The 25,238-nt window shown below is 67.7% G+C and carries 22 protein-coding genes and 1 pseudogene; 11 read left to right on the top strand and 12 right to left on the bottom strand.

Annotated elements, in window-relative coordinates; genetic code table 11:
* Positions 1–62 precede the first annotated feature (62 nt).
* The 7 genes and pseudogenes from hisA to guaB form a co-directional block, all read right to left on the bottom strand.
* Complete coding sequence (gene hisA, locus BLS55_RS10005) at positions 63–803, bottom strand: 1-(5-phosphoribosyl)-5-[(5-phosphoribosylamino)methylideneamino]imidazole-4-carboxamide isomerase (protein WP_092154816.1); 741 nt, start codon at positions 801–803, stop codon at positions 63–65.
* Entirely contained in the window at positions 800–1,459 is a 660-nt protein-coding gene (locus BLS55_RS10000; RefSeq protein ID WP_092154814.1) for a hypothetical protein, read from the bottom strand. Before BLS55_RS10000 ends, hisA begins: the two co-directional genes overlap by 4 nt.
* Positions 1,459–2,055 (bottom strand): imidazoleglycerol-phosphate dehydratase, encoded by a 597-nt coding sequence (locus BLS55_RS09995; protein WP_092154812.1) that lies wholly within the window; start codon positions 2,053–2,055, stop codon positions 1,459–1,461. Before BLS55_RS09995 ends, BLS55_RS10000 begins: the two co-directional genes overlap by 1 nt.
* A 146-nt stretch (positions 2,056–2,201) precedes the next feature.
* Positions 2,202–2,960, bottom strand: a pseudogene (tatC, locus tag BLS55_RS12440) (twin-arginine translocase subunit TatC); the annotation flags it as partial.
* Between the two features lie 590 nt (positions 2,961–3,550).
* On the bottom strand, positions 3,551–4,066 hold the full coding sequence (gene tatB, locus BLS55_RS09985) for a Sec-independent protein translocase protein TatB (protein ID WP_092154810.1): 516 nt from the start codon (positions 4,064–4,066) through the stop codon (positions 3,551–3,553).
* A 4-nt stretch (positions 4,067–4,070) separates the two neighbouring features.
* On the bottom strand, positions 4,071–5,606 hold the full coding sequence (gene guaA / locus BLS55_RS09980; RefSeq protein ID WP_092154808.1) for a glutamine-hydrolyzing GMP synthase: 1,536 nt from the start codon (positions 5,604–5,606) through the stop codon (positions 4,071–4,073).
* A 63-nt stretch (positions 5,607–5,669) separates the two neighbouring features.
* On the bottom strand, positions 5,670–7,127 hold the full coding sequence (guaB, locus tag BLS55_RS09975; protein ID WP_092154806.1) for an IMP dehydrogenase: 1,458 nt from the start codon (positions 7,125–7,127) through the stop codon (positions 5,670–5,672).
* A gap of 215 nt (positions 7,128–7,342) precedes the next feature.
* Here guaB and ffh point away from each other — a divergent pair, with 215 nt between their 5' ends.
* The 4 genes from ffh (at position 7,343) to rimM (ending at position 10,229) form a co-directional block, all read left to right on the top strand.
* On the top strand, positions 7,343–8,869 hold the full coding sequence (ffh, locus tag BLS55_RS09970) for a signal recognition particle protein (RefSeq protein ID WP_092154804.1): 1,527 nt from the start codon (positions 7,343–7,345) through the stop codon (positions 8,867–8,869).
* A gap of 124 nt (positions 8,870–8,993) precedes the next feature.
* The gene (gene rpsP, locus BLS55_RS09965; RefSeq protein ID WP_092154802.1) at positions 8,994–9,233 is read left to right on the top strand and encodes a 30S ribosomal protein S16; all 240 of its coding nucleotides are present in this window, start codon (positions 8,994–8,996) and stop codon (positions 9,231–9,233) included.
* Between the two features lie 232 nt (positions 9,234–9,465).
* Positions 9,466–9,696, top strand: coding sequence for a KH domain-containing protein (locus BLS55_RS09960; RefSeq protein ID WP_092154800.1), 231 nt, complete (start codon positions 9,466–9,468; stop codon positions 9,694–9,696).
* Between the two features lie 8 nt (positions 9,697–9,704).
* Positions 9,705–10,229, top strand: a complete 525-nt coding sequence (gene rimM, locus BLS55_RS09955; RefSeq protein WP_257243210.1) for a ribosome maturation factor RimM — start codon at positions 9,705–9,707, stop codon at positions 10,227–10,229.
* Positions 10,230–10,335: 106 nt separating this feature from the next.
* Here the strand turns inward: rimM and BLS55_RS09950 are convergent, their stop codons facing one another.
* Both BLS55_RS09950 and BLS55_RS09945 read right to left on the bottom strand, forming a co-directional pair.
* A complete protein-coding gene (locus BLS55_RS09950; protein ID WP_092154798.1) occupies positions 10,336–11,721 on the bottom strand; it encodes a sigma-54-dependent transcriptional regulator in 1,386 nt (461 codons plus the stop codon).
* On the bottom strand, positions 11,718–13,187 hold the full coding sequence (locus tag BLS55_RS09945) for a sensor histidine kinase (RefSeq protein ID WP_092154796.1): 1,470 nt from the start codon (positions 13,185–13,187) through the stop codon (positions 11,718–11,720). Before BLS55_RS09945 ends, BLS55_RS09950 begins: the two co-directional genes overlap by 4 nt.
* Before the next feature lie 254 nt (positions 13,188–13,441).
* Here BLS55_RS09945 and BLS55_RS09940 point away from each other — a divergent pair, with 254 nt between their 5' ends.
* On the top strand, positions 13,442–13,867 hold the full coding sequence (locus BLS55_RS09940; protein WP_092154794.1) for a hypothetical protein: 426 nt from the start codon (positions 13,442–13,444) through the stop codon (positions 13,865–13,867).
* 262 nt (positions 13,868–14,129) lie between these two features.
* A complete protein-coding gene (locus BLS55_RS09935) occupies positions 14,130–15,185 on the top strand; it encodes a sulfite exporter TauE/SafE family protein (RefSeq protein WP_092154792.1) in 1,056 nt (351 codons plus the stop codon).
* Positions 15,186–15,465: 280 nt separating this feature from the next.
* Here BLS55_RS09935 and BLS55_RS09930 read toward each other — a convergent pair whose 3' ends face one another.
* From BLS55_RS09930 to mtnA, 3 genes are read right to left on the bottom strand one after another with little or no spacing between them, the layout of a single operon-like run.
* Complete coding sequence (locus BLS55_RS09930; protein WP_092154790.1) at positions 15,466–15,903, bottom strand: C-GCAxxG-C-C family (seleno)protein; 438 nt, start codon at positions 15,901–15,903, stop codon at positions 15,466–15,468.
* Positions 15,900–17,876 carry a TIGR04326 family surface carbohydrate biosynthesis protein gene (locus BLS55_RS09925; protein ID WP_092154788.1) on the bottom strand — a complete coding sequence of 659 codons (1,977 nt, stop codon included), beginning with the start codon at positions 17,874–17,876 and terminating at the stop codon, positions 15,900–15,902. Before BLS55_RS09925 ends, BLS55_RS09930 begins: the two co-directional genes overlap by 4 nt.
* Before the next feature lie 9 nt (positions 17,877–17,885).
* Positions 17,886–18,989 (bottom strand): S-methyl-5-thioribose-1-phosphate isomerase, encoded by a 1,104-nt coding sequence (mtnA, locus tag BLS55_RS09920; RefSeq protein ID WP_092154786.1) that lies wholly within the window; start codon positions 18,987–18,989, stop codon positions 17,886–17,888.
* 219 nt (positions 18,990–19,208) lie between these two features.
* Here mtnA and BLS55_RS09915 point away from each other — a divergent pair, with 219 nt between their 5' ends.
* The 5 genes from BLS55_RS09915 to BLS55_RS09895 form a co-directional block, all read left to right on the top strand.
* Positions 19,209–20,390 carry an aminotransferase class I/II-fold pyridoxal phosphate-dependent enzyme gene (locus tag BLS55_RS09915; RefSeq protein ID WP_092154784.1) on the top strand — a complete coding sequence of 394 codons (1,182 nt, stop codon included), beginning with the start codon at positions 19,209–19,211 and terminating at the stop codon, positions 20,388–20,390.
* 53 nt (positions 20,391–20,443) lie between these two features.
* A complete protein-coding gene (locus tag BLS55_RS09910; protein WP_092154782.1) occupies positions 20,444–21,778 on the top strand; it encodes a homoserine dehydrogenase in 1,335 nt (444 codons plus the stop codon).
* Between the two features lie 32 nt (positions 21,779–21,810).
* Positions 21,811–22,227 carry a secondary thiamine-phosphate synthase enzyme YjbQ gene (locus tag BLS55_RS09905; RefSeq protein WP_092154780.1) on the top strand — a complete coding sequence of 139 codons (417 nt, stop codon included), beginning with the start codon at positions 21,811–21,813 and terminating at the stop codon, positions 22,225–22,227.
* A gap of 4 nt (positions 22,228–22,231) precedes the next feature.
* The gene (locus tag BLS55_RS09900) at positions 22,232–23,920 is read left to right on the top strand and encodes a cation:proton antiporter (protein WP_092154778.1); all 1,689 of its coding nucleotides are present in this window, start codon (positions 22,232–22,234) and stop codon (positions 23,918–23,920) included.
* Positions 23,921–24,049: 129 nt separating this feature from the next.
* A partial coding sequence (locus tag BLS55_RS09895; protein WP_143339549.1) for a DNA polymerase IV occupies positions 24,050–25,238 on the top strand: 1,189 nt, incomplete at its 3' end.

The raw sequence follows: 25,238 nt of genomic DNA, 5'->3' as shown, positions 1-25,238 counted from the left end.
AATTCTCGATAGCTATGGCAAGGCTTTTAGCGCCCGCCGGGGCTTTGCAGGGCCGCGGCGCTCTACGCTTTTTCCTGCGCGGCGATCCAGGCGTTGGCTTCTTCCAGGTCGAGGGTGCCCTCGTAGAGGGCGCGGCCGCTCACGGCCCCCGCCAGGCGGGTAGTGCGGGTAAGGGGGTAGAGGCGCTGCACGTCCGTCAGGGTGGCTACGCCCCCGGCGGCGATGACCGGCACCTGCGCGGTTTGGGCCAGATGCTCCAGAGCGGGCAGATTGACGCCGCTCTGCATGCCGTCGCGGTCGATATCCGTATAGATGATGAAGGCTGCGCCGTCGTCCTGCAGGCGGGGCAGCACGTCGTCAACGGTAAGGCCCGTGTCCGCCACCCAGCCCCGGCTTTTGAGGCGTCCGCCTTCCGCATCCAGAGAAACGCCTATCCGGCCGGGAAAAGCGCGGCACAGGGCGGCGAAGGTTTCCGGCTGCTCCAGGGCCAGGGTGCCGATGATGCAGCGGCTTACGCCCGCGTCCAGGTAGGCGCGGGCCGTCTCCAGGTCGCGGATGCCGCCGCCCAGCTGCACGGGGATGGTCAGGGCCGCGCAGATACGGCCCACCACTGCGCGGCTGCTGGCTGCGCCGTCAAACGCGCCGTCCAGGTCCACCACATGCAGCCAGCGCGCGCCCCGTTCCTGCCAGGAGCGGGCCGCGGCTGCGGGGTCTTCGGCAAAAATCGTGCTGTCTTCGGCGCGGCCGCGCCGCAGGCGCACGGCCTTGCCGTTCTGGATGTCCACAGCGGGAAAAATGATCATAAACCCATATCCTTCACAGCCTTGCGCATGCCTTCGGCCGCCAGAGCCTCGGCCGTGACCCACTGGCCGCGCCGCTGGATGAAGGCCCCCATGTTGAGCAGGTTGTCCGCCAGGCCCACCTGCTGTTCTTCATACACGGAGTGGGAGGCCACCTCGCCTTCAGCCACCCGCAGGAGGAAAAATTCCACCCGCACATGGGCGGCGCGGGTCACGCCGGCCTTGGAGCCTTCGCGCTGATGCCAGTCCAGCACCTGGGGCACCAGCAGGTAGTGCACGCCCCGTTTCTTGCCGTAGGCGATCCAGCGGGGCAGGGCCTGAGGCTGCTCCGAGCTGTGGAAGGTGGTGACGTCCGCCGGCAGTTCCTGCTCGGTGATGAAGGCGTACTGCCTTTTGCTTTCTGCGGTGAGGATATGGCGCAGCTGGAGGTTGAGGGCCTCCAGATCCTCGGGCGTGATGCGGCCCTGGTTTTCAGGGATGCGCCCCACAATGAGCTGGCTGGCGTTGATGGGCTGGGTAAAGGGCGCCACCGTGACGGCAAAGGCCGCCGGAAGGGAGCGGGGCACTTCGGCCGTGCTGCGCGGGCGGCGGCTGCAGGCGCCGAGGGCCAACGCCAGGCAGAGGGCCAGGAGAATCCAGGAACGGGTAGGGGCAGACATCAGTCAAGACCTCCCTTGGTGCTTCGGACGGTTGTGCCGTGCCGCCGCACGGCCTGGGCCAGGGCAAGGCCCAGCCCCTTGGCGGCGGACTCCAGCAAATGGTGGCCGTTCTGGCCGTAGCGAAATTCCACATGCAGGTTGCAACGGGCGGCGCTGGCCAGGGCCTTGTAGTATTCGCGCCAGAGGTCTTTTTCTTCCCCCGCCAGCACGGGGGGCAAGAGCTCGCCCCCGCGCCACTCCAGCCAGGGGCGGCCGGAAAGATCCACAGTCACTTCGGCCAGGGCCTCGTCCATGGGCACGCGGCCGTAGCCCACGCGGGCGATGCCGGCCCGGTCGCCCAGGGCCTCCAGCAGGGCGCGGCCCAGGGTCAGGCCCACGTCTTCGGCGGTGTGGTGGGCATCCACGTTGAGGTCGCCCTTGCAGTGGAGCTGCAGGTCCATGCCCGCCCAGAAAGCCGTGAGGGTGAGCATGTGGTCCAGGAGGCCGAAGCCGGTGTCTACGGCGATCTCGCCCGTGCCGTCCAGGTTCAGGCGCAGGTTGACGGCCGTTTCCGCACTGGCGCGAGATTGCTCGGCCACGCGCTGGGGCTGGTTCATGCGTCCTCCGTGGGTTTGGCGGCGGGTTTGGCTTGGGCTTCGGCGTCAGGCTGCGCGCCTTCCGGCCGCGCGGCCAAGTCGGGCTGCCCCTGTTCCGTCTGTGCCTCGCCGCCCTGGTTCTGGCCGGCCTGCTCCGGACCAGCCGGTTGCGGGCCGGTTTTGTCGTCCCCGGCGGCGGCTGCGCCTGCGGCGGCCTTTTTGCCGTTTTTGCGGCCAAAAAGGGCGGCTACGCCGATGCTGATTTCATAGAGGATAAGCATGGGGCAGGCCATGAGCAGTTGCGAAACCACGTCCGGCGGGGTGAGGATGGCCGCCACAATGAAGATGCCGAGGATGGCGTAGCGCCGCGCTTTGCGCATCATGGCGGCCGTGATGATGCCCATGCGCGCCAGGAAGAGGGCAAAGAGCGGCATTTCAAAAATGAGCCCGAAAGCCAGGATGAGCTTGAGCACGAAGCTCAGATAATCGCTGACCTTGGGCATGGCCACGATTTCTTCCGTGGCGAAGCTCACAAAGAAGCTGAAGGCGTAAGGGAAGACCATGAAGTAGCAGAACGCCCCGCCGCAGGTGAAGAACAGGGCGGAGATCACGGCCACGGGCACGATGTAGCGCTTTTCTTCCTCATACAGGCCGGGCGCGATAAAGGACCAGACCTGATAGAAGATGACCGGGCTGGATACAAACACCCCGGCCACAAAGGCGATGTACATGCGGGTGAAAAAGCCTTCGGGCAGGGTGGTGTAAATGGCGTGGGAGCCCTTGGGCAGCACGGCCAGCAAGGGATCCACCAGAGCGTTGAAAATGGGGTCCACCACGGCCCAGCAGGCCAGAAAGCCCAGGCCCACGGCAATGCAGCAGCGCACCAGGCGCCCGCGCAGCTCGCCCAGGTGGTCCATCAGACTCATGGGCGTGTCGTCCGGCGCGCCGGGTTTTTCCCCTTCTTGCGGGGCGGGCAGGCCGCTGTCGTCCGTGAGTTCGGCCGGGGGCGGGGCGTTGGGCGGCGGGGGCGGATTGCCCGCTGCCTCTGTGGGGGGGGCGGCGTCCGCCGCTTCGGTTGCCGTTTGCTCCGCTGCGTCCGGCTGCCATTGGGGTACGGCCAGGGCGTCGGCAAAGTCGTCGGCAGAGGCGGGCTGCCCGGCGGCGGTCACGGCCGCCGCGTCTGCATCCGCCGCGATTGCTGGGGCGGTGGGGGCCTGCGCGGCTTCAGCGGCAAGGGCAGGCCCGGCGGCGGCAGAAGCCGCGGGGGCTTCCTGCCGCGGGGCAGTGCCTTCCGCAGCGGGCCCGCCTGCGGCCGCGGCCACAAAATCCGGCATGGCAAAGCGTGGCGCAGGGGCGGTCGCCTCCTGGCCCGTGAAGGAAGTTCCCGCCGTTGCGGCCTCGTCGGGAACGGCCGCTCCGGCTTCGCCGTCGGGCCGCCTCGCGGGCGCGTCGCCCGCGCCGGGGGCAGCGGTCGGCGTCGGTTCCGTTGCGTCGGGAGAAAAAGGCTTCTGCTCGCTCATGCCTTGCCGCCGTGCGCCGCGTCTGGCTGCGTCTGGGTTGTGGCGGCGGGGTCGGCTGCGGCAGGGCCCTCGGCTGCGGCAGCCTGGGCCCTGGTCTGGGCCAGAGCTGCGGCCAGGGGGCTGTCCGGCGGGGGCGCAGGCACGCCGGCTTCCGGCGCGCCGACAGGCGTGGCCGCGGCCGATTCCGCCGGGGGCGGCGCCACGTCAATGGTCGCGCTCGCCGCACTCGCAGGCTGCGGGGCCCCGCCTGCAGCGGGGGCCGCGGGCGCTGCCGCAGCGGCGGTTTCAGTCGCGGCCTTGGCGGCCGGAGCCTTGGCGGCTTTTACCTTACGCTGCTCTTCCTCGGCTGCGGCCTCGGCATTAAGGGTGCGTTGAAAGTCCGTGGATACCCGGCGAAATTCGCCCATGGCCTTGCCCAACATGCGCGAGACGTTGGCCAGGCTCTTGGGCCCGAGCACAATGAGGGCCACCACCAGGATGACCAGAAGTTCCGTGCTGCCGATGCCGAACATGGGCTTACTCCCATTCGATGGTGCTGGGCGGTTTGGAGGACACGTCGTAGACCACGCGGTTGACGCCCTTGACTTCATTGATGATGCGGCCGGAAATGCGCGCCACAAGCTCCGGGGGCAGGCGGGCCCAGTCGGCGGTCATGGCGTCCACACTGTCCACCACGCGCAGGGCCACCACATGCTCATAGGTGCGGCCGTCGCCCATGACGCCCACGGTGCGCAGCGGCAGCAGCACGGCAAAGCCCTGCCAGACCTTGCGGTACCAGCCGGAGGCGCGCAGTTCCTCCAGCACAATTTTGTCCGCCTGGCGGAGAATGTGCAGCCGCTCCGGGCTCACCTCGCCCAGCACGCGGATGGCCAGGCCCGGCCCGGGGAAGGGGTGCCGCCAGACCACGCTTTCGGGCAGGCCCAGCTCTACGGCCACCTTGCGCACCTCGTCCTTAAAGAGCTCGCGCAAGGGCTCAATGAGCTTGAGCTGCATGGTCTCCGGCAGGCCGCCCACATTGTGGTGGCTCTTGATGACGGCGCTGGGCCCCTTGTGGGATACGGATTCGATCACGTCCGGATAGAGCGTGCCCTGGGCCAGAAAGTCCACCTGCGGCAGCTTGCCCGCTTCTTCGTCAAAGATTTCTATAAAGGTGTGGCCGATGATTTTGCGCTTCTGCTCCGGATCTTCCACGCCTTTGAGGCGGGAGAGGAAGCGCTCCTGGGCCTGCACAACGTTGAGGTTGAGGTCAAAGTGCTCGGTGAGGCAGTCCGCCACCTCCTGGCCTTCGCCTTCGCGCAGCAGGCCGTTATCCACAAAGATGCAGTGCAGGCGCTTGCCGATGGCCCTGTGCAGCAGCACGGCCACCACGGTGGAGTCTATGCCGCCCGAAAGGCCGCAGACCACATGGCGGTCGCCCACCTGGGCGGCCATGTCGGCCACGCAGCGCGTCACAAAGGAGGACATGGTCCAGTCCGGGGCGATGCCCGCCACTTTGAAAAGGAAATTCTGGAGCATGCGCTCGCCGTCCACGCTGTGGTGCACCTCAGGGTGGAACTGCACGGCGTAGATGCGGCGCTGTTCGTCGGCCATGGCGGCCACGTCCAGGGTGGGGGTGCGCCCGGTGACGGCAAAGCCGGGCGGCGGGGTGAGCACGCGGTCGCCGTGGCTCATCCAGACCCTGGTGGGGGATTCCACCCCCTCCCACAGGGCGCAGGGGGCCGTAAGGGCGAGCTCGGCCGGGCCGTATTCGCGCGTCAGGGATTGGGCCAGCTCCCCGCCCAGATGTCTGGCCAGAAGCTGCATGCCGTAGCAGATGCCCAGCACGGGCACGCCCAGATTCAGAAAGCCGGGGTCCAGGGCCGGGGCGTCGGCCTCGCCCACGCTGGCGGGCCCGCCGGAAAGGATCAGGGCCTGGGGCTGCATGGCCGCCACCTGCGCGGCGCTGGTAACGCAGGAGTGGATTTCGGAATACACCCCTGCCTCGCGCACGCGCCGGGCAATAAGCTGGGTGACCTGGGAGCCGTAGTCGATGATGATGACCTTGCTGGGCATGGTTCGCGTCCCTGAAAGCGGCAAAAGGTTGCGCGGCCCCCTCCTGGCGGAGGGGGCGCGGGCCTAGTTTTCGATGCGGTAGTTGGGGGCCTCCTTGGTGATGACCACGTCGTGGACGTGGCTTTCACGCAGGCCCGCCGGGGAGATTTCGCAGAAGGTGGTGTTCTCGTGCAGCTCGCGCAGGTTGTGCGCGCCCACATAGCCCATGCCGGAGCGCAGGCCGCCCATGAGCTGATAAATGGCCTCCATGACCGGGCCGCGGTAGGGCACGCGGCCCACAATGCCCTCAGGCACGAGTTTTTTGCTTTTTTCCTGGAAGTAGCGGTCGGAGCTGCCTTCCTTCATGGCGTCGATGGAGCCCATGCCGCGGTAGATCTTATAGGTGCGGCCCTGATAGAGGATGGTCTCGCCGGGGCTTTCCTCGGTGCCGGCGAAGAGGGAGCCGATCATCACCGAATGCGCGCCCACCACCAGGGCCTTGACAATGTCGCCGGAAAATTTGATGCCGCCGTCCGCAACGCAGCAGCGGCCCATTTCACGCGCGGCGCGGCTGGCGTCCATAACGGCCGTCACCTGCGGCACGCCCACGCCCGCCACAATGCGGGTGGTGCAGATGGAGCCGGGGCCAATGCCCACCTTTACCGTATCCGCCCCGGCCTCCAGCACGGCCTTGGCCCCTTCGTAGGTGGCCACATTGCCGGCCACCAGCTGGCAGGCGGGGAAGGAAGTTTTGACCTGGCGGATGGCCTTGAGCACGTTGAGCGAATGCCCGTGGGCCGAATCCAGCACCAGCACGTCGGCCCCGGCCTCCAGCAGCTGCTCGGCGCGGGCCTCGCTGTCCCGCCCGATGCCGATGGCCGCCCCCACGCGCAGGCGGCCCTTGTCGTCCTTGCAGGCATTGGGGTATTTCTGCACCTTATCGATATCCTTCATGGTGATCAGCCCACGCAGGCGGCCTCCCTCGTCCACCACCAGGAGTTTTTCGATGCGGTGCTCGTGCAGGTGGCGCTTGGATTCCTCCAGCGAGGTGCCCATGGGCACGGTGACCAGATTTTCGCTGGTCATGACCTCAGCCACGCGCACGGCCTGGGCGTCCTCCACAAAGCGCACGTCGCGGTTGGTGAGGATGCCCACCAGGCGGCTGTCCTCCACCACGGGCAGGCCGGAAACGCGGAAGTCCGACATGAGGTCCAGGGCCTCCTGCACCGTGTTGTTGGGCGAGATGGTCACGGGGTCGAGGATCATGCCGCTCTCGCTCTTCTTGACCTTTTCCACCTCCAGCCGCTGGCGGGAGATGGGCATATTCTTATGGATGATGCCGATGCCGCCCATGCGCGCCATGGAAATGGCCATGGCCGCCTCGGTGACGGTATCCATGGCGGCGGAAAGCAGGGGAATGCGCAGGGGGATGGAAGGCGTGAGCCAGGTGGTGATGTCCACGGCGTCCGGAGTGACGTCCGAAAAGCCGGGGATGAGCAGAATATCGTCAAAGGTCAGGGCCTTGCCGCGATTGGTGAACATGACTGCCTCGTAATGGTCTGAAATAACTAACCAAAATATAGACGATTAGGGTATCCCCTTGTGGGGCGCATGTCAATGCGGGGGCGGCGCGAGCAGGGTGGGGCGGCCCGGGGAAAAGGCGGGCGCGGAACGCGGCCGGCCGCACTTGACGCGGGCGCGCAAACAGCCTATGAATCACCACTTCGCCCCTTTGGGGATGCGGCGCAGAGGTAGCTATGTTTGAGAGCCTTTCCGACAGACTTTCCGGAGTGTTCCGCGACTTTCGCGGGCACGGTCGGCTGACCGAAGAAAACGTGCAGGCAGGCCTGCGCGAGGTGCGGCTGGCCCTTCTGGAGGCGGACGTCAACTTCAAGGTCGTCAAAGACTTTGTGGAAAGCGTGCGCGACAAATGCCTGGGGCAGGAAGTGCTCAAGGGCGTGAGCCCGGCGCAGCAGGTAGTCAAGATCGTCCACGACGAGCTGGTGGCCCTGCTGGGCGGCGAAACCGCCGGTCTGCGTCTGCAGGGCAGGGAGCCCGCCGTCATCATGCTGGTGGGCCTGCAGGGTTCGGGCAAAACCACCTCGGCGGGCAAAATCGCCAACCTGCTGCGCAAGCAGAAGCTGCGCCCCTATCTGGTCCCGGCGGACGTCTACCGCCCGGCGGCCATTGACCAGCTCACTGTGCTGGCCAGGCAGCTGGACATGCCCTGCTATCCTTCCACCACGGCCATGAACCCCGTGGATATCGCCCGCGAGGCCGTGGCGGCCGCGCGCGAGCAGCAGGCCACCGTGGTGCTGCTGGACACGGCGGGCCGCCTGCATGTGGACGAGCCCCTCATGGAGGAGCTTGCGGCCATCAAGGCGGCCGTGGAGCCGCAGGAAATTCTGTTCGTGGCCGACGCCATGACCGGTCAGGACGCCGTGACCGTGGCCCAGAGCTTTAACGAGCGCCTGGGTCTTACCGGCGTGGTGCTGACCAAGATGGACGGCGACGCGCGCGGCGGCGCGGCCCTTTCCATCCACGCGGTGACGGGTGCGCCGGTCAAGTTTGTGGGCATGGGCGAAAAGCTCTCGGAGATGGAGGTTTTCCATCCCGACCGCATTGCCGGGCGCATTCTGGGCATGGGCGACGTGCTTACCCTGGTGGAAAAGGCGCAGGGCGCCATCAACGCCGAGGAAGCCGAAGAGCTGGCCCGCAAGATGCAAAAGGCCAGCTTTGATCTGGAAGATTTCCGCACCCAGATGCGCCGCATCAAAAAGCTGGGTTCGCTGGACAGCATCCTCAAGCTCATTCCCGGGCTGGGCGGCCTGCGCGAAAAGCTGGCCCAGGCCGGCGGGGCCGTGCCGGAAAAAGAGCTGGCCCGCACCGAGGCCATCATCAGCTCCATGACCATGGCCGAGCGCCGCAACCCCGATCTGCTCAACGGCAGCCGCCGGGCGCGTATTGCCAGGGGCTCCGGCGTCACGGTGGCCCAGGTGAACCAGCTGGTGCGCCAGTTTGAGCAGATGCGCAAGATGATGCAGGGCATGATGGGCGGCGGCAAGGGCGGCAAAAAGGCCGCCATGCCCCGCATGCCGCGGATGCGCGGCATGCCTCCGGGCCTGAACCTGCCCGCCGGCATGGGCGGGATGCCTTCCGGCATGGGGGTGCCGGGCATGCCGGGCATGCCCGGTATGGAAGGCCTGCCCGCGGGGCGCTCCGGATCCGGCAAGGCCGCCAAAAAGCGCAAGAAAAAAGAACGCCCCAAGCGCAAGAAAAAGTAAACCAAATTTCCCACGGCAAGGGCGCCGCCGCGAGCGGCAGACATCCTGTATGCGCCGGGCCATTTCGCCCTTGCCCTTTCCCGGACGCAACGCTAACATTACTACCAGCAAGGGAGTTTGACGCATGGCTGTAAAGTTGAAATTGACCCGCCTCGGCAGCAAGAAGCACCCCTTTTACCGGGTGGTGGCCGCCACGGACGAAACCCGCCGTGATGGCCGCCCGTTGGCTTTTCTTGGTTACTACAACCCCATGACCAACCCGGTGGACGTGAAGCTGGACGCGGACCAGATCAAGGAATGGCTGGCCCGGGGCGCGGAACCCACGGACACCGTGCGCGCCCTCATCAAAAAATACATGGCCTGATGGCGTCGGCTTTGCGCGCCGGGCCGCTGTGCGCCGCCCGCGGCGGCAACGGTTCGTGCAGCCGGAAGTTTTTTTCGGCTGCACGGGCAGCGTGTTGCAACGCGCCTTCCTGGTGACGGCGCGGGGCTTTGCCGCACAGCACGTTCCGGCCCCGGCGGCGCTTCCCTTTGGGGCGGCGCACCGTTGCGGGCGGTTGCCCCTTCAGGCCCAGGCCCCCTTTGGGAGGAGACCCATGAAAGAGCTCATCCAATACATCGCCCGGTCCCTGGTGGACCATCCCGAAGAGGTGCAGGTCAACGAGGTGGAAGGAGAGCAGACCACGGTGCTGGAGCTGAAGGTGGCCAAGGAAGACCTGGGCAAGGTCATCGGCAAGCAAGGACGCACGGCCCGCGCCATGCGCACCATTCTGAGCGCGGCCTCCACCAAGTGCAAGAAGCGGACGGTGCTGGAAATTCTGGAATAACGCCGCCCATGACCGGAGCCTGGATTGAAATGGGCACGCTGGCGCGGCCCCACGGCATCAAAGGGGAGCTCTGCATCGACTGGCATGCGGACTCCCCCTTGCTTTTGGAAACGCCTCTCTGGCTGCGGCAGGGGAGTGCGCCGCCCCGGCGCGTGCGCCCTTTGGCCGTGCGCAGCCATAAAGGGCGGCCTTTGCTGGTGCTGGAAGGGGTCAACGACCGCACGGCGGCCGAGGCCCTGCGCGGCGCGGCGCTGCTGGTGCGGCGCGAGGATCTGCCCCCGCCCGCGGCGGATGAGGCCTATCTGCACGACCTCCTGGGCTGCGCTGTGCTGCTGCCCGACGGCGGCCGTCTGGGCCGCCTGGACCATGTGGAGTATCCCGGCGGTCAGGAGGTCTGGTCCATCCGCACCGAGGACGAGCGCGAGGTGCTCTTTCCCGCGCGGCCCGAATATATCCTGCATCTGGATCCGCAGATTCCCGCCGTGACCATTGACCCGCCCCCCGGACTTCTGGAAATCTACCTGGGGGAGTAGGGCGCGCACCGCGCGTGGGGTTCCTTTTTTCAGCAATGGCGGCCGGCGTTCCCGGCCTTTTTTATTTTTCTCCCCACACAACGCCCTTCCCCCGCAGAAGATCCTGTCATTCCACACCGTACTGGCGGAGTTTGCGCCAGAGGGAGGAGCGGCTGATGCCGAGCATGTCTGCGGCCAGGGTGCGGTTGCCGTGGGCGCGGTCCAGGGTCTGGAGGATATGTGCGCGTTCCAGTTCGGCGAGGGTGGTTACGGGGGCGGCGTCGGGCGTGGCGGCCGTTTCCGGCGGCGTGGCCTGGGGCGCGCGGGTAGCTTCGCGCACTTCCGGGGGCAGGCAGGCCGGGCCGATGCGGCCGCCCTGGGGGCAGAACACGGCGGCGCGTTCCAGGATATTGCCCAGTTCGCGCACGTTGCCGGGGAAGGGATAGGCGCGAAGGGCCTGGAGGGCGCTGTCTTCCAGCTCCAGGGGGGCGGTTTTGCCGTCGGCGAGCTTTTCCAGAAAATAGCGGGCCAGGAGGGGAATGTCTTCGGGGCGACTGCGCAGGGGGGGCACCTCCTGGGTGACCACGGCCACGCGGTAGTAGAGGTCGCGGCGAAAGCGCCCGGCGGCCACTTCGTCTTTGAGGTTGCGGTTGGTGGCTGCGATGATGCGCACGTCCACGGGGATATCCACGGTGCCGCCCACGCGGCGCAGGGATTGCTCCTGCAGGACGCGCAGCAGCTTGACCTGCATGGGGGCGGGCATTTCGCCGATTTCGTCCAGGAAGAGGGTGCCGCCGTCCGCGGCTTCAAAAAGGCCCTCCTTGCGGCGCAGGGCGCCGGAAAAAGCCCCCTGCTCGTGGCCGAAGAGCTCACTTTCCAACAGTTCCGGGGCCAGGGCCCCGCAGTTGACAGCCAGAAAGCGCCGCCGGGCCCGCTGGCTTTGGGCGTGCATGGTGCGGGCGGCCAGTTCCTTGCCGGTGCCGGTTTCGCCTTGCAGCAGCACGGCCACGTCGGTGGGGGCCAGGCGTTGCAGGGCCTGGCGCAGACCGCGCATGGCCGGGGAATTGCCCACCATGGGCGGCATGGGGCCCTGGGCCTCCAGTTGGGCGCGCATTTCGTCCACCTGGCGGCTGAGGCGGCATTTTTCCAGGGCGCGGCGAACCAGGAGGCGGGCTTCGTCCAGGGAGTAGGGCTTGGCCAGATAGTGGAAGGCCCCCTGGCGCATGGCCTCCACTGCGCTTTCGATCATGGGGTAGCCGGTGACCATGATGATTTCGGTCTGCGGGTACGCGGCGCGCACGGCGCGCAGCAGGGCCATGCCGTCCATGCCGGGCATGGCCAGATCCGTGATGACCAGATCGGCGGGGGCTTCGCGCAGCAGGGCCAGGGCTTCCTGGCCGCCTGCCGCCTGGCGCACCGTGTGGCCCTGGCGTTCCAGCACCCGGGCCAGATTGGCGCGGGCCAGGCGTTCATCGTCCACCACCAGAATGCTGGCCGGGGGAATGGTTGTCATGCCGCACCGTCCTTGGGGGAATGCAGGGGAAGCCGGATGGTAAAACGTGCGCCGCCGTCCGGAAGGTTGGCCGCGTCAATGCGGCCGTGGTGGCGGCGCACGATGCCGAAGGCGATGGAAAGCCCCAGCCCTGTGCCTTCGCCCACGGGTTTGAGAGTAAAGAAGGGGTCGAAGACGCGGCCCAGGTACTCCGACGGAATGCCTGGGCCGTTGTCCTCCACCTGGAGCACGGCCTGGGCGGCGGTCTGGTCCGTTTTGGCCGTGATGCGGATCCGCCCTTGGCCGCGCATGGCCTGGGCGGCGTTGAGCAGCAGGTTGATGAGGGCCTCCTGCATGTGGCGGGCGTCCAGGGGCAGGATGAGGTCTTGCGGGACGACGGCGGTCACATCCACGCCGGGCCCCAGGTCGTGGCGCACCAGAGCCAGGGCTTGCTCCACCACCTGGGCCAGGGGCCGGGGGCTGGCCGCAAAGGGCGTGTTCCGCGCAAAATCCAGCAGGCCGCGGACAATATCGCGGGCGCGCAGGGCCTCCGCGCCGATGGCGTCCAGCTGAGCGGCCGCGTCATCGGGCGTGAGGGGCGGGCGGCGGCCCTGGCGGCCGTCCTCCAGATCCTCGCGCAGCAGGGCGCAGCCCACGGAGATATTGTTGAGAGGGTTATTGAGCTGATGGGCCACCCCGGCGGTAAGCACGCCCAGGGAGGCCAGCTTTTTTTCCTGCAGCAGCAGGGCGTGGCGGTTTTCCAGCTCTGCGGTCATCTGCTCCAGGGTGCTAAGCACATGGCGGGCTTCTTTTTCCAGTCTGGCGGGGGGGTGGGGCAAGGGGCGGCCCGCGCCCACCTCCAGAGCGGCGGTTTCTATGGCCCCCAGGGCCAGCAGCACGCGGCGGCCCAGCTGCCAGGCAAAGACCACCCCCAGGGCTAGCAGCACGCCCGCGGCGGCCAGGAGCTGAAGGCGCAGGTTGCGTACGGTTTTGAAGATGCCCTGACGCACCTGGCGCACCACGGCGTCCGCCAGGCCGCTCAGGCTGGTGCCCAGGGCGCTGAGGGCCGGAAGGTTTGCTTCCGGAAGCGGGTGGGGGGGCTTTGCCAGCAGGCGCGCGTATTCTTCCAGACCTTCCTGCAGCAGGCCCAGCCTGCGGTGCGTGCCGTCGCCGGGGCGGTGGCCCAGGGCCGTGGTATGGGCTTCAAGGATGGCGGCGGCCCTGGCGCGGGCCGTATCCACAAAATGGCGCAGGGCGGCAAGGTCGCCCTCGCGGCCGGGAAAGAGCTGGAGATTTTTTTCATAACGCCGCATTTCCAGCACGTCGTTGCGCAGATCGTCCACCATGTCGATGAGCCGGGCGGCGCGTTCGATGCGGCCCAGGTCGTAGCGGGCGATGCTGCCCATAAGCAGCAGCAGGGCCAGAAAAAGCCCCATGCCCACGGCAATTTTGCCGCGCAGCGTCTGGCGGAGCGAAAGCAGGGACATGCGGACCTCCGGAGCTTGCGGCCGCAAGCGTTTAACTTTGAAACAGCGTAGCTTATTGGAACGGCATCCGCAAGACCCGCGGCTGGGCCGCCGCCTGCCGCCCGAAAAGCGGCGGCCGCCGGCGCAGTGTTGCAATCTGCAACAAACTGCCCGGCAGTACGCGGGCCTGGGAAAAAAGACGCAATAAAACCAGCAGAATGCCAGTTTAAGATTTGTGGCACAAATGTTGAAACAAGGGCGACAGGAGGTAGCCCATGAACAGCTTGCAGGAACACATGGAGGATTGTTTCACGGCCGTGGCCTATGCCGATGCGGGCCAGCCCGGCTGGGTGGAGGATATCTGGAGCGTTGACGGGCGGCACGAAGGCGCGCCCCTGACGCGGCTGCTGCTCTTTGGCTGCGGCAGCGTGTTCATCTATGCCCTGGCCTTCAGCCACGCCGCGACTTTTGCGGCCCTGTGCGCGCGGGGCGGCTGGTGGAGCGCTCTGCCCATTATTTCCGTGCTGGTTCTTTCGTATGTGCACGGCAGCTTTGCCGCGGCTTTGTGGGAGCTGTGCGGCGTTACGGGCGTGCGCAGGCAGGGTGCGGCGCAGCAGGCGCAGGGCGCAGCGGCCGGGGACGAACAGCCCCGTAAGGCCCACCGCCCGGTGCGGCTGGATGTGGCCGCCGCGCACGGCTAGAGCAGGTTACCTTTGAGAATAGGCATACTCAAAGTTTACGGCATGCTCGTTTCGGCGCGTAACAGCGCAAATAAATTGCGCTTACGCCTGCACGGCGGGCGTCTCTCGCGCAGCCGCCAGGGCGTTGCGACAGTGAAATGCCCTAAGGCCGGTTTTGCCGCCACAGCTTCACAAAGGCAGGCGGAACGACGCGCCCGGCGCGCCCCGCGCGGAGCCGCACCACGTCGGCCAACGAATTTTTGTCAGCTATAAGGAACAGCGTATGGACGTCTTTGCGCTTAACCCCGATCTTTTTATCACCCTGACCCCCGTAACCGTGGCCTTTTTGCTGGCCGTGGGTTTTGTGGGCGGCCTGGTGAGCGGCTTTATCGGTTCCGGCGGAGCCTTTATTCTCACCCCCGGCATGATGGGCCTGGGCGTGCCCGGCACAGTGGCCGTGGCCAGCAACATGTGCCACAAGTTTCCCAAGGCCCTGGTGGGGGCCATCCGGCGCTTCCGCTTCGGTCAGGTGGACATCAAGCTCGGTCTGGTGGTGGCCGCTTCGGCCGGGGTGGGCGTGCAGTTTGGCATCCGCATTCAGAACATCATTCTGGAACGCTGGGGCCAGGCCGGGTCCAACCTGTATGTGAGCCTTTCCTTTGTGGCCGTGCTGGTCATTGTGGGCGGCTATATCCTTAAGGACGCCCTGCGCGCCTCCCACAGCGCCGCGCCCGAAGGCACGCCGCCCCTGGCCGCGCGTCTGCAGCGCGTGGAGCTGTGGCCCATGATCTCCTTTCCCCGCTCCGGGCTGCGCATCTCCCTCTGGTTCACCCTGCCGGTGGGCATCGCCACGGGCATGCTGGCCGCCACCATTGCCGTGGGCGGCTTCATCGGCGTGCCGGGGCTCATCTATGTGCTGGGCGTGCCGGGGCTGGTGGCTTCCGGCACGGAGCTGGTCACCGCCTTTGTCATGGGGTTGTGCGGCTCCGTCAACTGGGCCATGCACGGCATGATCGACATCCGTCTGGTCTTCATCATCCTGGGCGGATCCCTGTTGGGCGTGCAGCTGGGGGCCATAGGCACCACCTATGTGCGGCCCATCATGGTCAAGTTTGTCATGGCCGCCATCATGCTCATTGTGGCCGTGAGCCGCATCATAGCTCTGCCCGGCTACCTGCAGGCCCTGGGGCTCATGGACCTGAACCCCGAACTGCTGGGCGTGCTCAAGGCGGTCAGCTTTGTGACCATGTGCGCCGGGCTGCTGGTGGGCGCGGGTATGATTCTGGGCGGCATGTGGCGCGGCGCGCGCCGCAACCGCGCGGCCTGCGAAACCGCCTGAGCAGGTTCCCGCACAACAATCCGGCGTACAAAGATTCGGCGCGGGAATCCGCAGCAGCAGCGCAGCAATCAACACAGGCGCGGGGCAAAAGCTCCGCGCCTTGCGCGTTTATGGCCGCAGCCCGTTGCGTCTCGCGCGGCCGGCTTGCGGGCTTTGCACGGGGCGCGGTGAAGGCCTGTCGTCCGCAGGGGCTTACGACGCAGCCCTGAAGTTGCGCAGGAGCGCGTGCGGAAGCCTGTGCAGCTTCCCGCAGCCGGGGGGGCGTTTGCGGGCGGTGGCGTTATTCCACAGGCGGCTGGCCCGTGAGCCCCCGCACATAGTTGTGCAGAAAGCAGATGGCGTCCACGCTGAGGATTTCACATACATGGGGCGGATCCTGCTTGTGGAAGCCGTCGGGCCGCAGGTCGCTGCAGCCCAGGCTGCCGAAACGCTCGGCGAATTGGCGGGCATAGGCGGCGCAAGCGTCCACGGTGGCGTCCTCGCTCAAGCCCAGGGCCGCGCCGTAGATGCCCAGAAACAGCAGGCCGCCTTCCACCAGGCCGCACTGCCCGCCGGTACCGCCGGCTCCGTGGCAGCCAACCACGGCCTGATAGAGCTGGGGATGCACCTTCTGGCCTGTCAGGCTCTCCAGGCAGCGCAGGGTAGTGCGCGCGCAGTTCATATCCCTGTCCCAGTAGTAGTGGCGCACCAATGCGGCCACGCGGTCGTGTGCGGTCATGGCATCCTCACCAGGTTGAGAAGGTGTTTCCAGCGCGGCAGGGCCGGGTCCAGATCCAGATAGCCGTCAGGCAGGGCAAGCGGGGCCGCGGCGGCCAGTGCGGCCTTGACGTCCTCCAGGCTGCCCGTGCGGGGCAGACCGGGCACATCTTGCAGGGGGCAGAGGTCAAAATCATTGGTCGGCAGCATAACCAGGACAGGCAGACCCTTGAGGACCGCCTCCAGGGCTGCGGTGGTGGAGTTGCTGGCCCAGACCAGCACGCCCGGCGCGAGCAGCGGGCCGATGGGGCCTTCCAGCACCCGCACCTCGGCCGCGCGTGCGCCCAGCAGGGCTTGCAGGCGTTCGGCCACGGGCAGATAGGGGTGCGGCTTGACGCAGACCTCCCAGCCCTCCAGCAGCCCGCCCAGCAGGGCGCGGGCCAGCAGGCGCAGGTGGGCGTCCGTCTCGTCGGCAAAAAAGCTCGTCACCGCCAGAAGCCGCCGGGGCGTCGCGTCCTGGCTCGTCGGAGTGGTAGGGGGCGCGCCTGCCGCGGCAGCCGTGCCCGTGCCGTCCTTGACCAGATAAAGATAGCGCAGGGCTTCCGCCAGGTCCAGCCGGGCGGCGGGCAGGCCCGCGTCCCGCCACTGGGCCAGGGCGGAACCGCCGTTGGCGCGCACCTGGTCGGGCTGCATGACGGCCAGGGGCGGCGTGAAGGCGCGCGGATCGTCAAAATAGCGGAAATCCGTGGGCCGGATGGTGGAGTGCTGGGCCCCCACCACCGGGCCGTTGCCCGCGCGGTGCACGGCTGTGGTGAGCATCCGTTCCCAGGGGCAGTTCTCCAGGGGGAAGAGCGTCCAGCGTTGCGGCCCGGCGGCCGCGGCGTAGCGCTCGCAGGCCCGCAGCTGCAGGCAGCGCTCCAGGGCGCGCCAGCCCCGGAAGGATTCCGCCCAGTAGGGCCCCAGATAGTCCCAGAAATTCAGGCGCGAACCCGGAAGGTGGAAGGCCGGGCGCACGGCGCGCTCCAGAAGCAGACTAGAAAGGCAGATGCGGACGTAGCGCCAGGCCGCCGCGACCAGGTCGCGGGGCCGCAGCAGCTCCTCCAGGTAGTGGAAGCTGCAGCCGTCCCTGCCGCTCTGGCGGAAGCGGTCGCGCAGCTCCAGGCACTGCCGCAGGCTGAGCTGCGGCGCGGGAAAGCGGATGAACAGCCAGCGCACAAAGTGCCCGCCCTCGGCCTGCGCCGCGGCGTTGAGGGCCTCGTGCAGGCTCTCCCAGTAGCGGGAGCGGAAGCGCCCCTGGCGGGCCGCCTCCATATCCACATTGGGGAAGTAGGTGGCGATGGTGGCCGTCTGCCGGGGCGCGCCGCCTGCGGCGGGCGCGGACGGCAGGGGGCAGGCGGGCAGCAGCCGGCGCACGGTCCACCACCAGTGAACATAGCGGGCCGCGGCGCGCAGGGGGGCCGGGCAGGCCGCATAGCAACGGCGCAGCAGGCCCGGCCGCGCCGCGAAGGCCGCGTCCGTTTCCGGGCCCGCGGCGGCAAAGCTGCGGTCGCCGGCGGCGCAGAGGGCTTCCAGCACGCGGCGCAGGCGCGCGTCCCCCCCGCTGCAGCGCAGGGCCGTCACGCCCCTGGCGTCCATAAAACGCTCCAGGGCTCGCAGTTTGTACACTTCATAGAGGCCAGGCGTCATCTTGGGGTGACGTTCATAGAGCAGGGAGCACCACCACAGGGAAAGGGGGGCCCCGCCGGTCAGACGCTCCTGCACGCTGCGTCCGCCCGCGTCCAGCAGGCCCAGCTCGTAGGCCCAGGCCGCGTGTTCCGCGCGGATGTGGAGGAGATCCCGGCGGAGCAGGGCAGGCAGGGAGTATTCGCCCTCCGGGGCCTCCCAGCCTTCCCAATGAACCACCAGGCGTTCCGGCCCGCCCTCCGGGCAGCATTCCCGTCCGCAGGGTTGCGGACGGGGCGCGGGCACCGCCGCCACCACCAGTTCCAGTTCCATAACCGCGCCTCAGTCGTCCGTTGCGGCGGGGGATACTGCGCCTGCGGCCGCATCGCAGGCTCGGTTTGTGCGGGTGTCGTTGCAGGCCGCCCAGATGGAAAGGCCGTAGGGCGGCCGCAGCACGCCTTGTTCCGTGATGATGCCCGTAATGCACGCGGCAGGGGTCACGTCAAAGGCAAAATTGTACACGGGCACGCCTTCGGGGCAGAGGCGCCTTGCGCCCATATGGGTCACCTCCGCCGCCGGGCGCTCCTCAATGGGGATGGCGTCGCCGTGGGGCGTGGCCGGATCTATAGTGGAGAGGGGCGCGGCCACATAGAAGGGGATGCCGAAGTGCCGGGCCAGCAGGGCCACGCCCAGGGTGCCGATTTTATTGGCCGTATCGCCGTTGGCGGCTATGCGGTCCGCGCCCACTACCACGCACTGCACCAGCCCCTTGTGCATGAGCAGGGCGCAGGCGTTGTCGCAGGCCACGGCCACGGGGATGTTGTCCTCGTGCAGCTCCCAGGCGGTGAGCCGCGCGCCCTGCAAAAAGGGTCGCGTTTCGTCGGCGATGACCCGGATGCGCTTGCCCGCCGCCACCGCCGCGCGCACCACGCCCAGGGCCGTGCCGTAGCCCGCCGTGGCCAGGGCCCCGGCATTGCAGTGGGTGAGCACCGTGTCGCCATCCTTGAGCAGGGCCGCGCCGTAGCGGCCCAGGGCCTTGCAGGCGGCCACGTCTTCTTCCTGCATGCGTCTGGCCTCATCCATAAAGGCCTTATGCAGCGTTTCCCGGTTGGCGGCCTTGCCCAGCCGACGCCAGCGGGCGCGCATGCGCTCCACGGCCCAGCGCAGGTTGACGGCCGTGGGCCGGGCCTGGGCCAGGTTTTCCAGGGCTGCGTCCAGGCGGTCGGGCCAGTCCGCGCCCGGCGCAAGCCCGTGCAGGGCCAGCGCGCAGCCCCAGGCGGCGGCAACGCCGATGGCCGGCGCGCCCCGCACCGCCATGCTGCGCAGGGCCTCGATCACGTCTTCGGGCGTGCGGCAGAGGATGTAGGCCTCCTGTTCCGGCAGCAGGCGCTGGTCCAGCAGGCGCAACGCCGGAAGAGCGGGGTCAAAGCTGATGTGTGCTTCCATGCCGTTCTCCTGATAGGCTGCAGGCTACACCAAGCAGCGCATAAAGGCAAAAGCGCGCTTTACAAACGGGCGGACCGCTGGCTATGCTGCCTGTGCCGGAACTGTGGCCGTTTGCGGGGCCGTAGGCCGGACTGGCGCGCTGCCCCGGACGGGCCTTCGCATGGTGCGGAGGTCGCGCCGCGGGCGTCTGACGCGCCGAACCATCCAGGAGCCAGTGACATGGAAGAATTTTCGCGGATTCGCCGCCTGCCCCCCTATGTGTTTGCGCTGGTGGGCGACCTCAAAATGCGGCTCAGACGGCAGAATGTGGATATTGTGGACTTCAGCATGGGCAATCCGGATATCCCCACGCCGGCCCATATCGTGGACAAGCTCGTGGAGGCCGCCCAGAAGCCGGTCAACCACCGCTATTCCCTTTCCCGCGGTATCCCCAATCTGCGCAAAGCCATCTGCGATCGCTACGCCCGCAACTACGGCGTGCAGCTGGACCCGGACAGCGAGGCCATTGTCACCCTGGGCTGTAAGGAAGGCCTGGCCCACCTTTCCCTGGCCATGCTGGAGCCGGGCGACGTGGTGCTGGCCCCGGACCCCACCTACCCCATCCACAAATACGCCTCGGTCATTGCCGGGGCGGACGTGCGCAGCGTGCCCATCGGCCACGGCCGCGACTTTTTTGAGGATCTGGAGACCGCCACCCGTCAGGCCTGGCCCAAGCCCAAGGTGCTTTTTCTCTGCTACCCGCACAACCCCACCACGGAAGTGACCGACCTGGAATTTTTCCAGAAGGTGGCGGATTTTGCCAAAGAGAACAATATCTGGGTGGTGCACGACCTGGCCTATGCGGATCTGGTTTTTGACGGCTACAAGGCCCCCAGCTTTTTGCAGGCCAAGGGCGCCAAGGACGTGGGGGTGGAGTTTTACTCCATGTCCAAAAGCTATTCCATGCCCGGCTGGCGCGTGGGCTTCTGCGTGGGCAACCAGCACCTTATCCACGCCCTGGGGCGCATCAAGAGCTACCTTGATTACGGCATGTTCCAGCCCATTCAGATCGCCGCCACCGTGGCCCTCAACGGCCCGCAGGACTGCGTGCAGCACATTTGCGACGTCTACAAGGAGCGGCGCGACTGGCTTATCGAAGGTCTGAACCGCATCGGCTGGGAGACGCCCTCGCCCAGGGCCACCATGTTCGCCTGGGCGCACATCCCCGAACCCTTCCGCAAAATGGGCTCGGTGGAGTTTTCCAAGCTGCTCTTGCAGGAGGCCCATGTGGCCGTTTCGCCGGGCCTGGGCTTCGGGTCTTACGGCGACGAATATGTGCGTTTTGCCCTTATTGAAAACGACCAGCGCACCCGCCAGGCCATGAGCAGCATGCGGCGTCTGCTCTCCGGCGTGGGCGATTAAACGGCACCATCAGCATTGCGGGCCGGGCGTCCGGCGGCGGCAACGGAGAATCCATGAGCAAGAACAGCGACAAACCCCTGGTGGCGGGGCTGGCCGGCTACGGCACCGTGGGCGGCGGCCTGGTGCGCCTGCTGCGCGAAAACGCGGACCTTATCCGCCGCCGTACGGGGCGCGACATTGTCCTCAAAAAAGTGCTGGTGCGCGACGTAGCCAAGGCGCGCAGCGTGCCCCTGCCGCCGGACGCCGCGCTCGTCACCGACCCGCGCGAGCTGACCGAAGACCCGGAAATCGACGTGCTGGTGGAGCTGATGGGCGGCATTGACCACGCCCGCGCCCTTATTGACCGCGCCCTGGACCAGGGCAAGCACATTGTCACGGCCAACAAGGCCCTGCTGGCCGAGGAGGGGCTGGCCCTCTTTCAGAAGGCCGACCGCAAAAAGCGCGTGCTGCGCTATGAGGCCAGCGTGGCCGGGGCCATCCCCATTGTGGAGACGCTCAAAGAGAGCCTTGCGGGCAACCGCGTGCTTTCGCTCATGGGCATTCTCAACGGCACCAGCAACTACATTCTCTCCGCCATGACCTCGGAGGGCATGGAGTTCGGCCTGGCCCTCAAGCAGGCTCAGGCGCTGGGCTACGCCGAGGCCGATCCCACCCTGGACATCGACGGCCACGACGCGGCCCACAAGCTCATTCTGCTCATTCGCCTGGCCTTCGGCGCGCACTACCCCTACACGGCCCTTTCCGTGCGGGGCATCCGCGGGCTTTCCAGCCTGGACATCCGCCTGGCGCGGGAGTTTGGCTACCGCATCAAGCTCATTGGCCAGGCGCGCGAGGTGCCCCAGGCCGGGGCCGCTGCGGGCGAGGGCCCGGTGCGCCTGGAGGCCGGGGTTTTCCCCGCCCTGGTCTACCACAAGTACCTGCTGGCCAGGGTGGGCGGCGTGTACAACGCCGTGCGGGTGGAGGGCAACGCCTCCGGCCCGCTCTTTTTCCACGGGCGCGGCGCGGGGGACCTGCCCACGGCCGGGGCCGTGCTGGCGGATCTTATGGCCGTGGCCCGGGAGGAGCGCCCCAACAACACGGGCTTCGCGGGCAAGGATCTGCCCACGGCCGCCATTGTGCCGCCGGAGGAGTGGCGCTCCTGCTACTATGTGCGGGTTATGGTGGAGGACGCCCCCGGCGTGCTGCGCGACCTTTCGGGCTGCATGGCGGCCGAGGGCATCAGCCTTGCCCAGGTCATCCAGAAAACCGACGAGGGCCACGGCGTGCCCCTGGTCTTCATGACCCACGAAACCACGGCCAAGGCCATGAGCGACGCTTTGCAGCGCACCATGGACGCGGGGCTGCTGCGCGAGCCCGCCGTGTATTTCCGCGTCTTGGGCGGCGCATAACCATCGGGCGGCAAAAGGCCGCGGAGGCGGACGTGTTTACCCTGGAATGCGCCACCCACAGCCGCTGCGAAATGCGCGACATTACGGCCGAAGTCCGTGCTTTTGTGCGGCGCATGGCCGTGGAGCGCGGCTGGCGCTACGGCGCGTTGACACTCTTTTGCCCGCACACCACCTGCGGCCTGACCCTCAACGAGGGGGCGGACCCGGACGTGCGCCGCGACATGCTGGCCTTTTTCAGCCGCCTTGTGCCCGATGCCGGGGACTACCGCCACGCCGAGGGCAACAGCGACGCCCACATCAAAACAACCCTGCACGGCCCTTCGCTGCTTTTACTGGTGGAGGACGGCGAGCTCTGCCTGGGCACATGGCAGGCCGTCTATCTGTGCGAAGGCGACGGCCCGCGCCGCCGCAGCCTTTGGCTGCAGTGGCTGCCGGGCGCGCGGGAGTAACGCCATGCCTCATGAAACCGTCCTCATCCTCACCCTGGCCGGCGGCCTGAGCGCCGCCCTGGTTCTGGGCATCCTGACCCAGAAGCTGCGCCTTTCGCCCCTGGTGGGCTATCTGCTGGCGGGCATTCTGGTGGGGCCGCACTCGCCGGGCTTTGTGGCCGATGCGGGCACGGCCGCCCAGTTTGCCGAAATAGGCGTGATCCTGCTTATGTTCGGCGTGGGGCTGCACTTCCACCTCAGCGACCTGTTGGCCGTGGGGGCCATTGCCGTGAGCGGCGCGGCTATCCAGATCGCCGCCGCCACCCTCACCAGCATGGTCATATTGCACTTTTTCGGCTTCTCGCTTCTGGCGGGCGCGATTTTCGGCATGGCCATCTCCGTGGCCAGCACCGTGGTGCTCACCCGCGTTCTGGCCGACAACCACGCCCTGCACACCCGCACCGGCCATGTGGCCCTGGGCTGGCTGGTGGTGGAGGATATTTTCACCATTCTGCTTCTGGTGCTCTTGCCCGCCGTGCTCACCCCCGGCGGGGAATTCTGGAGCGCCCTGGGCCTGACCCTGCTCAAGCTGGGGGCCCTGACCCTCTTCACCCTGGTGGTGGGGCAGAAGCTCATTCCCCTTTTTTTGGGCTATGTGGCCCGCACGGGCACCCGCGACCTGTTCACCCTGGCCGTCATCGCTCTGGCCCTGGGCATTGCCGTGGCCGCCGCCTACTTTTTTGACGCCAGCATGGCCCTTGGCGCGTTCCTGGCCGGCATGGTGGTGGGGCAGTCCGAGTTCAGCGCCCGCGCCGCCGCCGAGGCCCTGCCCCTGCGCGACGCTTTTGCCGTGCTCTTCTTCGTCTCTGTGGGCATGCTCTTTAACCCCGCATCCCTGCTCACGGACTGGCCCCTCATGCTGGCCACCCTGTTCGTCATCCTGGTGGCCAAGCCGCTGGGGGCTTTTATTATGACCAGGCTGTTCCGCAAGCCTTTGCGCTTGTGTCTGGCTGTTTCGGCCTCCCTTTCTCAGATCGGCGAATTCTCCTTCATCCTCGCCGGCATGGGCATCAGCCTGGGGCTCTTTGACGAGCGGGTCAACAACGCCATTATCCCGGCGGCCATGATCTCCATCACCATCAACCCCATGATCTACCGCCGCATGGAAGACCTGGCCCGCTGGCTGGAGCGCCGTCGGCCGGAGAAAGCCGAACGCGGCGAGGTCTGCCAGATCGTGCCTGAAGAGGGAACCGCCCCCCGCGTGGTGGTGGTGGGCTACGGCCCCGTGGGCCGCAGCTGCTGCCGCATCCTGCGGGATAGCGGCCTCTCCGTTATGGTCGTGGAGATGAATATCGATACCGTGCACGCCCTGCGGGAGAAGGACCGCCCCGTGATCCACGGCGACGCCCTGCAGGCCGAAGTGCTGCGCGAGGCGGGCCTGGAAAAGGCCGAGGCCCTGCTCCTGACCTCCACCAGCATCCCGGCCAGGGACGTGACGCCCATCGCCCGCGCCGTCAATCCGGACGTGCGCATCCTGGCCCATACCGCCTTTGTGGGCGAGGCCCGCGTGCTGCGCGACCTGGGCGTGACGGCCGTGTTCAGCGGCGAGCGCGAAGTGGCCCTGGCCATGGCCGAATTCTTGCTGCGCTCCCAGGGCGCGCCCGAAGTCTATATCCAGTCGGAGCTGGAGCGCGTGCGCGAAAAGCTGGACTGAGGCGGCGCAGCGCGCCGGCTTCGCCCGGTCCGCGGGCTGCGGCGTCTGCCCGCTCCGCCCCGGCCTTGCGCCGCCGCACGCCCCCTTTGTCGGCGCGCGGGCCCCAGCCGTGCCGCCCGGACATCCCCTATGATTCTGCACCTCGACATGGACGCCTTTTTCGCTTCCGTAGAGCAGCTGGACAACCCCGACCTGCGGGGCCGCCCCGTTATCGTGGGCGGCGGGCAACGGGGCGTGGTCTCCACCTGCTCCTACGAGGCCCGCGCCTTCGGCGTGCACTCGGCCATGCCCATGAGCACGGCCCGGCGGCTCTGCCCCCAGGCCGTGGTTCTGCGCGGGCGCTACCCGCGCTATGCCGCAGTTTCCCGCGCCGTCATGGCGGCCCTGGGCGAATTCTCCCCCCTGGTGGAGCAGGCCAGCGTGGACGAGGCCTATGTGGACGCCGCGGGCCTGGAGCGGCTGTTCGGCCCCCTGGAGGAACTCATCGCCCGCATGAAGGCCCGCGTCACCGCCGCCACCGGCGGGCTGACCTGCTCCGTAGGCGCGGCCCCGGTCAAATTCCTGGCCAAAATCTGCTCGGATATCCATAAGCCCGACGGCGTCTGCATCCTCCGCCCCGAAGACGTGGACGCCTTTCTGGAAGACCTGCCCGTGGAAAAGCTCCCCGGTGTGGGCAAACGCGGCGCGCAGCAGCTGCACGGCCTGGGCGTTCGCACTGTGGGGCGGCTGCGCCGCTACAGCCCGGATTTTTTGGAGCGCCGCTTCGGCCAATGGGGCCGGGTGCTTGCCGAACGTGCCCACGGCCGCGACCCGCGCGCTGTGGAGCCCGCGCGTGAAGCCAAAAGCGAAAGCGCGGAATGCACCTTCCCCCAGGATACCCGCGACCATGAGCTGCTGCGCCGCGCCTTGCTGGCCCACGCCGAAAGGGTGGGGGCCTCCCTGCGCCGCCATAACTGCAAAGGCCGCACCGTGACGCTCAAAGTCAAATTTGCGGACTTCCGCCAGATAACCCGCTCCCGCAGCCTGCCCGCGCCCGTCAACGCCACGGAAACCATCTTTGCCGTGGGCGCGGCCTTGCTCCAGGCCCTGCCCCTGCCTCAGCCCGTGCGCCTGGTGGGCCTGGGCGTCTCCGGCTTCGAGCGGCCCCCCGCCGCGCAGCTGGCCCTGCCCGGCCTCCCCGCCGCCGCCCCCGGCCTGGCGGACCCGGCCCTGGAAGCCCGCCGCGAACGCCTGGACGCCGCCCTGGACCGCCTGCGCGATAAATTCGGCAGGCAGGCCGTGCAGCGCGGCCGCCTCTTTCAGCCTCACGTTGGCAAAA

Origin of the sequence: Desulfovibrio legallii, from assembly GCF_900102485.1 — a bacterium.
Classification (GTDB): Bacteria; Desulfobacterota; Desulfovibrionia; order Desulfovibrionales; family Desulfovibrionaceae; genus Desulfovibrio; species Desulfovibrio legallii_A.
Note: the sequence above shows the minus strand (reverse complement) of the source record. Positions and strands in the feature narration are given on the sequence as shown.